The sequence below is a fragment of the Ruegeria sp. CDSC068 genome, assembly GCF_059610545.1.
In genome coordinates this window covers 429854-444747 of sequence record NZ_JBXWNV010000002.1, presented here as the reverse complement: position 1 = coordinate 444747, position 14894 = coordinate 429854, and the positions used below count along the sequence as shown (strand labels likewise).

At 58.2% G+C, this 14894-nt stretch carries 12 protein-coding genes; 2 read left to right on the top strand and 10 right to left on the bottom strand.

Annotated features, from left to right (window positions below; genetic code table 11):
* Positions 1-67: 67 nt before the first annotated feature.
* Entirely contained in the window at positions 68-1249 is a 1182-nt protein-coding gene (locus AC2FID_RS06905; RefSeq protein ID WP_496836040.1) for a BaiN/RdsA family NAD(P)/FAD-dependent oxidoreductase, read from the top strand.
* On the opposite strand, the gene AC2FID_RS06900 is transcribed toward AC2FID_RS06905, so the two are convergent.
* The 9 genes from AC2FID_RS06900 to mraZ form a co-directional block, all read right to left on the bottom strand.
* On the bottom strand, positions 1246-1620 hold the full coding sequence (locus tag AC2FID_RS06900) for a glycine zipper family protein (RefSeq protein WP_233493524.1): 375 nt from the start codon (positions 1618-1620) through the stop codon (positions 1246-1248). The two genes, AC2FID_RS06905 and AC2FID_RS06900, sit on opposite strands and share 4 nt — an antisense overlap.
* 105 nt (positions 1621-1725) lie before the next feature.
* Complete coding sequence (gene murD, locus AC2FID_RS06895; RefSeq protein WP_496835954.1) at positions 1726-3126, bottom strand: UDP-N-acetylmuramoyl-L-alanine--D-glutamate ligase; 1401 nt, start codon at positions 3124-3126, stop codon at positions 1726-1728.
* A gap of 150 nt (positions 3127-3276) precedes the next feature.
* Positions 3277-4359, bottom strand: a complete 1083-nt coding sequence (gene mraY, locus AC2FID_RS06890; protein WP_058274330.1) for a phospho-N-acetylmuramoyl-pentapeptide-transferase — start codon at positions 4357-4359, stop codon at positions 3277-3279.
* Positions 4360-4398: 39 nt separating this feature from the next.
* Entirely contained in the window at positions 4399-5790 is a 1392-nt protein-coding gene (locus tag AC2FID_RS06885; protein ID WP_496836038.1) for a UDP-N-acetylmuramoyl-tripeptide--D-alanyl-D-alanine ligase, read from the bottom strand.
* Positions 5787-7268 (bottom strand): UDP-N-acetylmuramoyl-L-alanyl-D-glutamate--2,6-diaminopimelate ligase, encoded by a 1482-nt coding sequence (locus AC2FID_RS06880; protein WP_496836037.1) that lies wholly within the window; start codon positions 7266-7268, stop codon positions 5787-5789. The genes AC2FID_RS06885 and AC2FID_RS06880 overlap by 4 nt, the downstream gene beginning before the upstream one ends.
* 21 nt (positions 7269-7289) lie before the next feature.
* Positions 7290-9077, bottom strand: coding sequence for a peptidoglycan D,D-transpeptidase FtsI family protein (locus AC2FID_RS06875; protein WP_109313115.1), 1788 nt, complete (start codon positions 9075-9077; stop codon positions 7290-7292).
* Positions 9074-9442, bottom strand: coding sequence for a cell division protein FtsL (ftsL, locus tag AC2FID_RS06870; RefSeq protein WP_058274326.1), 369 nt, complete (start codon positions 9440-9442; stop codon positions 9074-9076). Before ftsL ends, AC2FID_RS06875 begins: the two co-directional genes overlap by 4 nt.
* Entirely contained in the window at positions 9439-10431 is a 993-nt protein-coding gene (rsmH, locus tag AC2FID_RS06865) for a 16S rRNA (cytosine(1402)-N(4))-methyltransferase RsmH (RefSeq protein ID WP_496836035.1), read from the bottom strand. The genes ftsL and rsmH overlap by 4 nt, the downstream gene beginning before the upstream one ends.
* A gap of 4 nt (positions 10432-10435) precedes the next feature.
* Positions 10436-10939: a division/cell wall cluster transcriptional repressor MraZ gene (mraZ, locus tag AC2FID_RS06860; RefSeq protein WP_082637227.1), complete on the bottom strand. Its 504-nt coding sequence runs from the start codon at positions 10937-10939 to the stop codon at positions 10436-10438.
* Positions 10940-11846: 907 nt separating this feature from the next.
* Here mraZ and AC2FID_RS06855 point away from each other — a divergent pair.
* Complete coding sequence (locus AC2FID_RS06855; RefSeq protein ID WP_058279568.1) at positions 11847-12071, top strand: DUF1127 domain-containing protein; 225 nt, start codon at positions 11847-11849, stop codon at positions 12069-12071.
* A gap of 408 nt (positions 12072-12479) precedes the next feature.
* Here the strand turns inward: AC2FID_RS06855 and AC2FID_RS06850 are convergent, their stop codons facing one another.
* Entirely contained in the window at positions 12480-14876 is a 2397-nt protein-coding gene (locus AC2FID_RS06850) for an ATP-dependent helicase (RefSeq protein ID WP_496836033.1), read from the bottom strand.
* Between the last annotated feature and the right edge of the window lie 18 nt (positions 14877-14894).

Below are 14894 nucleotides of genomic sequence, written 5' to 3'. Positions count from 1 at the left end.
ATTCTGGATCGTTCATCTGAGACTTTGACCCCTTGCCTTCCTTTGCGATCCAAGCCATGCGCAGCACATGACCTATGACACGATCATCCTTGGCGCCGGTGCAGCCGGTATGATGTGCGCCACCCATTGCGGCGGGCGCGTTTTGGTGATCGACCACGCCAAGGCTGCCGGAGAGAAAATTCGTATCTCGGGCGGTGGGCGCTGCAACTTCACCAACATGTATGCGGGACCGGGAAACTTCCTGTCGCAGAATCCGCATTTCTGCAAATCCGCGCTGGCGCGGTACACGCAGTGGGATTTCATTGATCTGGTCGGTCGACACGGCATCGCGTGGCATGAGAAAACGCTGGGGCAACTGTTCTGCGATGGGTCATCAAAACAGATCATCCAAATGTTGCTGGATGAGATGGAGCGCGCCGGGGCGGAATTGTGGGTTCGGACTGAACTGAAGAACCTGCGCAAGACCGATGGCGGATTTGCTGTGGACCTCGAACGTGAAGGGCAGCGGCATAACCTGAGCTGCACCAACCTCGTGCTGGCTACTGGCGGCAAGTCGATCCCCAAGATGGGCGCGACCGGGCTGGCCTATGAGATTGCGCGCCAGTTCGGACTAACGATAACCGAAACGCGGGCCGCGCTCGTGCCGTTTACGTTTTCGGATGGCAAATTCAAGGACCTGTCTGGCGTATCCCTACCCGCGCGGCTGTCGAATGACCGGACCAGCTTTGACGAGGCTTTGCTGTTCACCCATCGCGGGCTTAGTGGACCATCGGTTCTGCAGTTGTCTTCCTATTGGCGCGAAGGCGAGGCGGTCCGCGTAAACCTGATCCCGGATCTGCCGCTGTTTGGTTTGCTGCGGGATCAGCGGCAAAGCGGCGGACGCAAGGCGCTGACCACGGAACTGGCGCGCCACCTGCCCGGGCGTCTGGTCGAGTACCTGAGCCATCATATCCCCATGCCAGGCAATCTGGCCGATCAGTCGGACGCCGCGCTGTCCGAACTGATCGCAGCACTGTCCGACTGGCAGCTTACCCCCTCGGGCACCGAAGGGTATCGTACAGCCGAGGTGACGCTGGGCGGGGTCGACACTGATAGCCTATCGTCAAAAACGATGGAGGCCAGGGATATCCCCGGCCTCTATGCGATTGGCGAAGCGGTGGATGTCACCGGCTGGCTGGGCGGTTACAACTTCCAATGGGCGTGGTCCTCGGGCCACGCCGCAGGTATTGCAATCGCCGGGCAGAGTTAGCCGACGACGTTGTAGCCACGTCCGCGCATGCAGTTGCGCACGATTACTTCTTTGTTCTGGTTTTTGTTGATCACGTCAGCGCCGGCGCCAACAAGCGCACCGGCAACTGCCGCACGGCCCAGATTGTCGCTGCTGTCCTGAACAATCCCGGTTACAGCCGCCGCACCTGCCGCGCCTATCGCTGCGTTTCCTGCGGTAGAGCCATCAACGCTGGCTTGTGATGCCGCCAGTTGTTGGCACTGCTGAAGGTCTACGTTGTAGTTCGGGCCGATCGGGCCGTCGACGATTGGTTGATAATTGGCACCTGTGTTGGTGCAGGCACCGGCAACGAGAATGGCAGGCAGGATCAGAGAAAACTTACGAAATGGCATAGTCATAACCTCGTGTTGAATTTGCAGGCAAGCAAAACCAATAATGATGGCGCGTCAAGCTGATAGCATCGCAGCTTGGCCCAACCGGCGGTCTATTGCAAATGGCTATTCCGGAAGCCGTTGCCTGACTTCCGCTACAAAGTCCTCTCCGCGCTGCTCGAAATTGTCGTATTGGTCGAAACTGGCCGCGGCCGGCGCAAGCAGGACTGTCTCGCCGGGTTGGGCATCCTTCATGGCTTGCTCAACAGCCTCGGACATGGTGGTGCAAACCAGCGCATCAGCCTTAAGTTGCATGGCGAAACTCGCGGCCTCGCGACCAATGACATAAGCTTTGACCACCTGGTCTGCGGCTGCGTTCAGAGCGGCGACACCGCCTTCCTTCTCAAGCCCCCCACAGACCCAGCGGACCTTCCTGAAGGCGCTCAACGCCTTGAGAGCGCTGTCCACATTGGTGGCTTTTGAGTCATTCACATAAGTAATACCGCCTACCTCGGCGATGATCTGACTGCGATGCGGCAGGCCCGGATAGCTGTGCAGCGCGTCTTCGATTACGCGCGGTGCCAGCCCAAGCGCGCGACAGGCGGCATAAGCTGAACAGGCGTTTTGGTGGTTATGCGCGCCGGGAAGGCCCGTGATTCCGCGCAGGTCAATCGAACCTGCTTGCCGTCCCTTACGGTATTCCGACAAGAACCCTTTACGCGCAAACACCTGCCATCCGGGTCCCGTCAGTTTGCGCGCAACCGACACCCGGATAACCCGATCGTCTGCGCGGCCCTCTGCCAGTTGACCGGCCAAAAACGCGCCCTCTTTCTCGTCAATGCCAATCACGGCGCGGTCCGGGCCACCTTCGGCGAACAACCGACGCTTGGCGGCAAAATAGCCCCCCATCCCGCCGTGGCGGTCAAGATGGTCGGGCGACAGGTTGGTGAAAACGGCCACGTCCGGGGTCAGGGCCCGGGCCAGTTCTGTTTGATAGCTGGACAGCTCCAGCACAACGACCGAACCGTCACCACCCGGATCAATATCCAGCACGCCACGACCGATATTACCCGCCAGCTGTGCCTCGCGCCCGGCTTCGGTCAGGATATGGTGGATCAAAGCCGCGGTGGTCGATTTCCCGTTCGACCCGGTCACCGCGATCACACGCGGCGGAGAGTCATAATTGTTCCACTCAGGCCCTGCAAAGGATCGGAAAAACAGCCCGATGTCGTTATCGACCGGGACACCGGCCTCAAGCGCCGCAGCCACAATTGGATTGGGGTCAGGATAGAGATGAGGAATACCGGGCGAAACGATCAGCGTGGCGATATCGTCAAACGCTCCATGACGGCGCAGATCGGCACAGACGAACCCTTCAGCCTCAGCCACTTCCCGGGCGGCAGGGTTGTCATCCCAACACACAGGCTCAGCTTTACCTGCCTGCAGGGCACGCGCCGTGGCCAGCCCCGACCGGCCAAGCCCCAGAACCGCAACCTTCTGCCCTGAAAACCCTTTGACCGGGATCATACTGCCTACCTTTTAGTGACTTAAATTTGGCCGCCACACTGCACCGAAGAAATCACCGATGGCAAGGGTGGCAAAAGGCTCGCGCTTCAGCGCGAGCCGGGCCCAACAGGTGACAGGTGGACCGCAGGTCCGCCGAACCTGACGGGAGCGTTACCGGACTTTCAGCGTTGCCAGACCGATCATTGCCAGGATTAGCGAGATGATCCAGAACCGGATCACGATCGTCGGCTCTGCCCAGCCCTTTTTCTCGTAATGGTGATGGATCGGCGCCATCAGGAACACCCGACGTCCAGTACGTTTGAAATACAGCACTTGGATGATCACGCTCAGCGCTTCGACCACGAACAAACCACCTACAATCGCCAAAACCAGTTCGTGCTTGGTGGCTACCGCGATGGCACCCAATGCACCGCCCAGAGCCAGCGATCCGGTGTCGCCCATGAACACCGCAGCTGGTGGCGCGTTGTACCAAAGGAAGCCAAGACCGGCACCGAACAGGGCCGAGGTAAAGACGAAAATCTCACCTGTTCCGGGCACGTAATGGACATCCAGGTATTCGGTAAAGTCGACCCGTCCAACGGCATAGGCAATCACTCCCAGCGTCGAAGCCGCAATCATCGCCGGCATGATGGCCAGACCATCCAGACCATCGGTCAGGTTCACAGCGTTGGCTGCACCTACGATCACTACGATCGAGAAGGGTATGTAGAACATGCCCAGATTGATCAGTGTATCCTTGAAAATGGGCAGCGCCAGCTGGTTCTGCAGGGCCTCGGGATGGTGCAGCGTGGCCCAGGCCGAGGCCAGAACTGCGATGATAACCCCCAGTGCCATACGCATTTTACCCGAAACGCCCTTGGTGTTCTGTTTCGACACCTTCGCATAGTCATCAGCAAACCCGATCGCCGCATAGGCCAGCGTTACAAACAGAACCATCCAGACATAGGGATTGTCCCACCGCGCCCAGATCAATGTCGATGTCATCAGCGCGCCCACGATCAGCAGCCCGCCCATCGTCGGTGTGCCCGCCTTCGAAAAATGCCCTTCGGGCCCATCATCCCGGATCGGCTGGCCCTTGCCCTGCTTTTTGCGCAGCACGTTGATCAGCGGTTTGCCAAAGAGAAAACCGAAAATCAGCGCGGTCAAAAAGGCGCCGCCTGCGCGAAACGTGATGTAGCGGAAGAGGTTGAAAAAATCTCCTCCGTCCGACAGGGCGGTCAACCAATAGAGCATTTCAGAACCTTTCTCACACTGAGGTGGCGGGCGCGATCATCAATCAAGCGCGCCCCCTTGCCCCATTTTACGCAAACCGTCAACAATCTGCGCCAATGCCATGCTCAGCGATCCCTTGGCCAACACAGTGTCACCGGCCTGAACAAGCTCGGGCAGTTGAACCGCCATCTCGGTGCTGGTCTCGAACCAAAGCCCGCGTTTATCCGCCGGAAGTGCATCGTACAGCGCCTTCATCAGCGGGCCGACGCAATGTACTTTGTCCACGCGCTGCATAGCCGAAACATCCGCCATCGCCGCATGCATAGCAGTTTCTTCCGGCCCCAACTCCTTCATATCCCCAAGAAAAGCGATACGACGATGCCCTTGCGCCGCGGCCAAAACATCCAGTGCGGCCTCCATCGACGTCGGGTTGGCGTTATAGCTGTCATCCAACAGTTCGATCCGGCCACCGTCGGTCAACGCGATCTGTTCGCGCACCCCGCGACCCTTGACCGGCGACCATCCGCCGAGACCTGCAATCGCCTGATCCAGATCGATGCCCAATTCGACACAGGCAGCCAATGCCCCCAGGGCGTTCATGGCGAAATGCGTGCCCGCTGATTGTACGTCAAACGCAAACTGGCGTCCTGCGACTGTTGCCTTTGCATGAACCGAGTCAGCCTCTTGGGTTACATCGGTCAATGTGTAGTCGGTGCCATTGCGGCCGAAATCTACCGTTTTCGCGCCCAAATCCCGCGCACAGTCGCGCAGGATGTCCGCATGCTCGATATCTGCGTTCAGGATGGCCGCGCCGCCCTCCGTCAGGCCGTCAAAAATCGCGGCCTTTTCATGCGCAATACCGGCCACCGAGTCAAACGCTTCTAGGTGCACTGCCGCCACTGTCGTGACCAGCGCCACATGCGGGCGGGCTTGCTGCGCCAGCGGAGAAATCTCTCCGGGGTGGTTCATACCAATCTCGATCACCGCGAATTCTGTGTGACGCGGCATCCGCGCCAAGGTCAGCGGCACGCCCCAGTGATTGTTGTAGCTGGCAACGCTGGCATGAGTTTTTCCCTGCGTTTCCAAAATCGTGGCCAGCATTTCCTTCGTCGATGTCTTGCCGACGCTTCCGGTCACCCCGAGCACCCGCGCATTGCAGCGGTCACGACCCGCGCACCCCAGCGCCTCAAGCCCCAACTGCACGTCTTCGACGATCAGCAAGGGTGCATCTTCGGTTACGCCCTCAGGAATACGCGACACCAAGGCCGCCCCAGCGCCTTTTTCCAAAGCCTGTGCCACGAATTCATGCCCGTCCCGCGCGGCTGTGAGTGCGACGAAAAGATCACCGGGTTGGATTGTACGCGTGTCGATTGACACACCATTGACCGCCCAATCCGAAGTGACGCGTCCACCGGTTGCCTCGGCGGCCTCGGCTGCAGTCCACAATGTCATGCCACCCTCCCGTCCAGTGCGGCCACACTGATGCTTGCCTGTTCGACATCATCAAAAGGCAAAACCTGATCACCAACGATCTGGCCGGTTTCATGCCCCTTGCCCGCAATCAAAAGCGCGTCGCCGGGTTGCAGCGCGTCTATCCCGCGCAAGATGGCCTCGGCCCGATCGCCGACCTCGGTGGCCTCTGGTGCCCCATCCATCACGGCCGCGCGTATGGTGGCCGGATCTTCGCTGCGCGGGTTGTCGTCGGTGACGAAAACCACATCTGCGTGATTGGTGGCGGCTTGCCCCATCAGCGGGCGCTTGGTCGCGTCGCGATCACCGCCCGCGCCGACAATGGCGATCAGACGGCCCATCACATGCGGGCGCAGTGCCTTGAGCGCGGTCGCCACTGCGTCAGGTGTATGAGCGTAATCAACAAACACCGCTGCCCCATTCTCTCGTGTCGCCGCCAGCTGCATGCGTCCACGAACCGTCGTGAGATTCGGCAGGGTTTCGAAAACGTGTTCAGGCTCTTCCCCTGCAGCAATAACCAAACCGCAGGCCAACAAGATATTTTCAGCCTGAAACCCGCCGATAAGATTCAAACGAGTTTGGAAGATCTTGCCCTGCCAAGAAAACCGCAGGTCCTGACCTGTTGCGTCAAACCGCTGATTCATCAGGCACAGGTCTGCTTCCCCAAGCCCAACGGTCAAAACCTTTTGCCCCCGGTCTTTGGCAATTCGGAGGACCTGAGCCCCCTTGGGATCGCTCATGTTGACGACAACGGTGCCGTCTTGCGGCAGGACCCGATCAAACAGACCTGCCTTGGCGTTGAAATACGCCTCAAACGTTTCGTGGTAGTCCAGATGGTCCTGAGTGAAGTTCGAAAACCCCGCCGCAGCCAGCTGTACCCCGTCCAAGCGGCGCTGTTCCAACCCGTGCGAGGATGCCTCCATCGCAGCATGAGTCACTCCGTTCTCCGCAGCCTCGGACAGGCAACGATGCAAAGTGATTGGTTCGGGCGTTGTATGGGCTAGTGGTGCGGTCCACGCCCCCTCAACCCCTGTGGTCCCGAGGTTCACCGCGGCGTGACCAAGTTCGGTCCATATCTGGCGAACAAATGTCGCGACCGAGGTTTTGCCATTGGTGCCAGTAACCGCAACGATGGTCTTAGGCTGCGCTCCGAACCACAGCGCAGCGCACCCGGCCAGCGCCTGACGCGGGTCCTCGAGCACGATCAGCGCCGCATCTGATGCGGCCAGTTCCTCGGCTGCGATCTCTGCCCCTTCGGCATCCGTCAGGATGGCTGCGGCCCCCATACGCAAAGCGTATTGAATGAACTCACCGCCATGAACACGTGTACCGGGAAGTGCCGCAAAGAGGAAACCGTCTTTGACTTCGCGGCTGTCGACCGCCAGCCCTGTGATATTAGGATTGGTGCCACCTCGGGCGGTCAGGGCCAGTTGGCTGAGTTTCTTTGTCCTTGCGCCCATGACCCACCTCGTTTGGACAGCCTAATTTGAGGTCAGCGTTATAGCAGCGCCGGCCTCAGGCTCAACCCGAGGACGCAGGCCCAGCAACGGTGCGATGCGCCCGATCAATTCTGCGGCCACAGGAACCGCTGTCCAGCCTGCCGTACGGCGCTTTTCGCCATAAGCAAGTATGGATGGTTCGTCCAACGTCACGATCAGGACATACTTAGGATCATAAGCCGGAAAGAACGTCGCAAAGGTCGCGATAACTTTGTCATCATAGTACCCGCCGCGGGGCTTGGGTTTGTCCGCGGTGCCGGTCTTACCGGCCACATCATAGCCTGCAACATCGCCAAAACTGGCGGTGCCATCTGTTACCACCCGGCGCAACATGTTCTGCGCCTGGTTTGCCGCGTTATCAGACATCACCCGAGGACCGTATTGTGGCCCATTTTTACGCAGAATCGTCGGGCTTACATAGTGCCCGCCATTGGCAATCGCCGCGTACCCTGCCGCCAAATGCATGGGGCTGGTCGACAGACCATGACCGTATGAGATGGTCACCGTGCTCAGTTCGCCCCATTTCTTGGGCTTCAGCGGTTCGCCGCCCTTGGCTTCGACGATTTCGAACGGGGTGGGATCGAACATACCAAGCGATTCTAGGAAATCCTGCTGCCGCTGCGCGCCAATCTGTAGCGCCAGTCGCCCAGTGCCCCGATTCGAGCTGTGGACGATCACATCCGCGACGCTTATCTTGCCGTAATTCTTGCCGTTGAACTCACCAATCGGGAAACGGCCGATCTTCATTGGCCCTGAGGTATCGATGATCGTATTTGAATTCACCAAACCCAACTGAACCGCCTGCGCGGCGGTGAAAATCTTAAACACGGATCCCAGTTCGTAAACGCCCTGTACATAGCGATTGAACAGCGGGCTATCTGATGGATCGAACCCCGAGGTCGGCGGGCGCGGGCGATCATTGGGATCGAAAGACGGCAACGAGGCCGCTGAGATCACCTCGCCCGTATGCGCGTTCATCAGAACCGCCGACGCACCCTTGGCGTTCATGATCTTCATGCCGCCATATAGCACCTGCTCAACGGCGGCTTGAACCGTCAGGTCCAATGAAAGTTGCAGCGGCTTAGTCCCATTCGCGGGATCACGAAGGTAGTCGTCGAATTGCTTTTCAACACCGGCCACACCGATCACTTCAGCAGCGCTGACGCCTTCGCGCCCAAAGCTTGACCCGCCAAGGATATGCGCCGCCAGACGGCCATTCGGGTACAACCGCATCTCACGCGGGCCGAACAGGATGCCAGGATCACCGATATCGTGCACGGCTTGTTTCTGCTCGGGCGAGATACGCTTTTTGATCCACAGGAATTTGCGATTGCCGGTGAAGTCCTTGACCAGGCGTTCTTTTTCCAGATCTGGGAAAATCGCCACAAGCTGATCAGCTGCGGCAATCGGGTCGATCATCAGCGGCGGCTGCGCATATACCGAATAAGTGTCCAGATTGGTCGCAAGAATGCGCCCTTCCCGGTCTACGATGTTGGCCCGCTGCATCGCAATGGCTGCACCAGGGGCCGAAGCCACAGGCTCCTGCGCTTCGGATGTGGCCAACATGCCCATCCGGACGCCCACGACTGAAAAGGCACAGAAAAAGAACAGACCCAGCACCAGCAAGCGGCCCTCAGCACGGGTGCGGCTGCGGTCTTTCATGTCTTCGTGACGCTTGCGGATGTTTTCGCGCTCAATGGCTTTGGGATTCTCGCCCCGCGAGCGCGCGTCAAGGATTCGGGCGAGAGGGCGCAGCGGCGTGCGGGTCATGGAATCTGCACCTCACCCAGCGCCTGAATATTCGTGATGGCCTGCAGCTCGATCGGGTCGACGATCGGCAGGTCAGGATCTTCCGCATAGGCAATCTGATCGGCGCGACCGAATTGCTCAGCCCGCAGGGGCAAAAGGCCCAGCCGTTCAAAGTTTAGATCTGCAAGCTCACGCAACCTATCGGGGCGGTTCAGATAAGCCCATTCGGCGTTTAAAACCGCCAGCTTCACCTGCGCCATACCAATTTCGCGCTGCAGCTTCTGCGTTTCCTTCACCACCTGCTGCGTGCGATAGTTTTCCTGATACGCCCACAGCGCCAGTCCAAACACGGACAGAGCAGTCAACACATACAAAACACTCTTCATTTTGCTCTTCCCCCTAGTTGCGGCATGCCAACGGCGCGGGCATCAATTTCCCCCGACGGCGCATCCGTTCGAATTGCAACACGCAGCTTTGCCGAGCGTGAACGCGGATTTTCCTGCAGCTCCTGATCATCCGGCCCCACGGCCTTACGAGTCTTAAGCGTGAACTGCGGCAGCTCCTGCTCAATCTCGGGCGCATAGCGATTGGCCCGGCCCGTTTTGCCCGAACGGGACTGAAAGAACCGTTTGACCATCCGGTCTTCGATGGAATGGAACGTCACGACTGCCAGTTGCCCGCCCGGCTTCAAAGCGCGCTCAGCAGCCATAAGGCCCTGATACAGCTCTTCATATTCAGCATTCACTGCGATCCGCAGGCCCTGAAAACTGCGCGTTGCAGGGTGGGACTGCCCCGGCTTGGGACGCGGCAAACAGGATTCGATGATCTGAACCAGGCGCAGAGTTGTTGTTATCGGCTCTTCCGCACGCGCTTTGGCGATGGCTTTGGCAATGCGGCGGCTGGCACGCTCTTCGCCATAATGATACAGGATATCAGCCAGTTGTTCCTCGGTCGCAGTATTGACCAAATCTGCCGCGCTTTCGCCCTCCTGACTCATACGCATGTCGAGCGGGCCGTCCTTCATGAAAGAAAATCCGCGTTCCGCCAGGTCGAGCTGCATCGACGACACACCCAGATCCAGAACGACACCATCCAGATCCTGTGCGTATTCGTCCATGCGCGAGAATACACCCGGCTGCATCACAAGCCGGTCGCCATAATCTCCGACCCAATCCGCCGCCATTTCAAAGGCCAATGGATCACGGTCCACGCCGATGACCTTATCTGCGCCAGCGTCCAGCAGGCCCCTTGAATATCCGCCTGCGCCAAACGTTCCATCCAGCCAGACGCCCGACACGGGCGCAACAGCAGCCAGCAATGGACGCAGCAGAACGGGAATATGAGGTTTATCAGAAGGGGTGTTAGCGCCGGCCATGCCGTTACGCATCCCCGGTGCCGTCAAGGAACTCCAAAGGATCAAAGTCCTCGGGCTGTTCGTCCAACCACTCTTCGGCCGCAGCCAATTCTTCGGAATCGTAAGTTTCAGGCTTCCAAATCTGGAACGTGTCACCCGCGGCGATAAAGAATGCCTCACCTTCAAGATTGATCTTGTTGCGCAGCTTGGCCGGCAGCACCAGACGGCCGGTTTCATCCACTGTGGTCGGGAAAGATTGACCGTGGAACATGCGCTGCAACATCTTCCGCTGCATCGACCCGCGCGGCAGCGCATCGATCTTGGCATCGACCTCTTCGATCGCCTGCATAGTATAGCATTCCAAGAATTTGCGTCGGTGGTCGCCGTAGACAATTACAAGCTCAGGAGTGTCGCCGGGCTGCCAGTTCGGGTCAGAGGATTCAAGCACACGGCGAAACGAGGCCGGGATCGACACCCTGCCCTTCGTATCCACCTTGTGGTGGCTTTCACCTCTAAACCTGCGCGCCAAGACGACTGTCCCTTCCGCTTGCGCCCCACTTAAAATTCACTCCCCCAGATGAAAAACGGCGGGTTGATCTGCTGCCACTGATCAACCCGCCGCATTGACCCGCTGTGCGGGATGTCCAGCTGCGCGCGCCACCTGGGGGGATGTCTGCTCGCCCGCGCGCCGGATCTCTTGATTGATGAAAGCGAGATGCCTGTATGAAACCTGTTTTTATTGGTTCGGGGTCGTTTGGCGCCCCATGTGCCTCGTCCTCATCGGATGAACTAGGGATGACATGGGAATTCATGGAAATCAACAGAAAATTTGCCGACCCCATGTTCAGAATCACAGTTTAGCCAACGCAACTGGGAAAGAAAACCATCCCGTAGACACCAATTGTAGGTAGTTTATGTTATCAATATACTAAATAGGCCAAATTCGGAGCCACCCCAAATATTCCCATAATTTCCCAGAAAATTCTCCCAGAGGTGATATTTTATGATGAGCATAGCGAAAATGGGCCACTGGGTTAACGAATCATCCCAATTTTTAACCTCAGCCACATGTGGATTCTGCGCCGCCCCAGCTGACGCCCATGAATTCCCACGATCAGAAATCATCATGTCAGCCGCCGCGCGCCTGGCCCGTCCAATACACAAAGCGCACAAGAATTGACAAACTACGCTCAAAAGACGCGCAGACACGAAAATTCAGAAAACCTTGTTAAGACCTTCCCTAGGGGAAACACTCACTGAAGGCCTTATTTTATTGGCTCGGCCAAACCCACACTGGCAACCGGTTGATATCTATGCATTTGCTGCATAGCAGCATTGACGTTGTCGGGTATTGTGCAATCGCAGCATTTGATTATTTTCAATCTCAAGCAAGCGCCGGACAACACCGGCAACAACGAATACATCGAGTAAAGCAAATGGCTGTAGCAACACAGAACACCGCGCTCAAAGGCGCACCGGCAGTTAGCCTGGCTTCGCTGTTCGAGGCGGCAAAGACCCGGTTCACCCGATATCGCGTCTATCGCCAGACAGTTCACGAACTGTCTGATCTGTCGAACCGCGAACTGGCTGATCTGGGGCTTCACCGCTCAATGATCCGCCGCCTGGCTCAGCAAGCGGCCGAAGAGCACGTCGCGCGTTAAGCGACACAGAAACATCGAGATCAGGTCCTTCCTCCTCCCTTTTGGACCTGTATTTCAGCGGCGACATCTCTCCTCCTCCCTGATGTCGCCGCCCTTAATACCGGCCTTGAACGCCGGAACGTGACACACCGGGTACTCCTCCTCCCTTTCCCGGTGTTGAAAGCGCGCGGCGACGTCTCTCCTCCTCCCTGACGTCGCCGCGTCTTCCTCATACCGGGATCAAACCCGGGTTCGGATACATCGGGGCTCTCCTCCTCCCTGCCCTGATGTTGAAAAGAACGGCGGTTCCCTCTCCTCCTCCCTGGGAACCGCCGTTTTTGTTTCTGCAGACAAGAAAAAAGCGCCGCGGTCGAAACCGGGCGCTTTTCAAAAAGATCGAGCATGTGCCGTCAGGCAAATTCCGTTTGCTTAAAACGGCACATCATCCTTGGCGGACAGAAAGCGGGAAACCACTTTTTTCAATCCAGCTTTTTCGAAATCGACCTCGACCTTGTCGCCTTCGATGCCGATCACCGCGCCATAGCCGAATTTCTGATGAAACACGCGCTCGCCAAGGGTGAAACTGGCGACCGCAGTCGCGTCAATCACCGTATTGCGGCTTTCGCGGGGTTGGGACGTTCCATACTGCCCCTGCCGGGCCTGCAATCGCCGCCAACCGGGGGAGTTATAGACATTGGCCTCGGCCGCACGGGTTTCGATACCGGCAGTCGGCTGACCACCCCCATACAGCCCCGGCGGCGTCAGAACTTCGACATGATCTTCAGGCAACTCGTCAATGAACCGCGACGGCATCGCGTTTTGCCATTGACCAAACACCCGACGATTGGCCGCAAAAGAAATCGTACAGATCTCTTCCGCGCGTGTGATGCCGACATAGGCCAATCGCCGTTCTTCCTCGAGTCCCTTGATCCCGGATTCGTCCATCGACCTTTGCGACGGGAACAACCCGTCCTCCCACCCCGGCAGGAACACGGCCGGGAACTCCAGCCCCTTTGCCGCGTGCAGGGTCATGATCGAGACTTTTGCCCCGTCCGATTCCTTCTCGTTGTCCATCACCAGGCTGACATGTTCCAAAAACCCTTGCAGATTCTCGAAATTATCCAGTTGGTTGACCAATTCCTTGAGGTTTTCCAACCGCCCCGGAGCCTCAGGCGTTTTCTCGTTCTGCCAGTGGGCCGTATAGCCGGATTCGTCTAGGATGATCTGCGCCAACTCAATATGTGACACCTCTGGCTCACCAAACCGCATCGGAGCTGTGCCGTCATCAATCACAGAATCATCGTCGACTTCGATCTTGGGCCCGCGCGTCATCGCGTTCCAACGCGCCAACCCGTCGATAAGCTCGCGCAGTGCTTTGCCGCCTTTGCCTTTGATCAGCCCATTGTCGACAGCAATCCGCGCCCCATCGACCAGCGACACGCCATTTTCCCGCGCCGTCATCTGAATCGTCTGCTGCGCCTTGTCACCAAGCCCGCGTTTCGGGGTATTCACGATCCGCTCGAAGGCCAGATCGTCGCCGGGGCTAACCACCAGCCGGAAATAGGCCATCGCGTCACGGATCTCCATCCGCTCATAGAATCGTGGGCCGCCTATGACCTTGTAGGGCAGGCCGATGGTCAAAAAACGGTCCTCAAACGCGCGCATTTGATGGCTGGCCCGCACGAGAATCGCAATTTCATCCAGATTAAAGGGCCGCGCACCGCGCGTTCCCCCCTGCATTGCGTCGATCTCTTCACCGATCCAGCGCGCCTCTTCCTCGCCATCCCAGTGGCCAATTAATCGTAATTTTTCGCCATCCTGCGCATCAGTCCACAGTTCTTTGCCCAACCGGCTTTCATTGCCGCGAATTACATTGGACGCAGCCGCCAGAATATGTGGGGTTGAACGATAATTTTGTTCCAGCCGGACAACATAAGCCCCGGGAAAATCTTTCTCGAACCGCAGGATGTTGCCCACTTCGGCCCCGCGCCAACCATAAATTGACTGATCATCGTCCCCCACGCAACAAATGTTCTTGTGCGCCCCGGCCAGCAACCGCAACCACAAATATTGGGCGACGTTGGTATCCTGGTATTCGTCCACGAGAATGTAGCGGAACCAGCGTTGGTATTGCTCCAACACATCCTGATGAGTCTGGAAGATCGTGACCATGTGCAACAGTAGGTCGCCAAAATCCACCGCGTTCAGCTCTCGCAGACGAGTTTGGTACTGCGCGTAGATCTCGAGACCTTTGTGGTTATAAGCCCCCGCATCGGCTGCCGGCACTTTGTCGGGCGTCAGGGCGCGGTTCTTCCAGTCATCAATGATGCCGGCCAACATGCGCGCAGGCCAGCGTTTGTCATCAATATTAGCCGCTTGAATCAGCTGTTTGAGCAGCCGCAACTGATCATCCGTATCCAGAATGGTGAAATTTGATTTCAGATCGACCAGTTCCGCGTGCCGCCGCAGCAGCTTGACGCAGATCGAGTGGAACGTGCCCAGCCAAGGCATCCCCTCGGCTGGTTGCCCCAACAAACGGCCCACGCGGTTCTTCATCTCGCGCGCGGCCTTGTTGGTGAATGTCACCGACAAGATCTCGTTCGGGCGCGCACGCCCAATACTAAGCAGATGCGCGATACGCGCGGTCAGTGCCTTGGTTTTGCCCGTACCTGCGCCTGCCAGCATCAGGACAGGCCCATCCAGTCGCTCGACCGCGTCACGTTGCGCCGGGTTCAGCTCGTCCAGATAAGGCATAGGGCGCGCGGCCATGGCGCGCGCGGACAGGGATGCGCCCTCAAAGGCGTCCATTTCGTCGAAACTGCTCATCTTGCCAAACTACGCTGG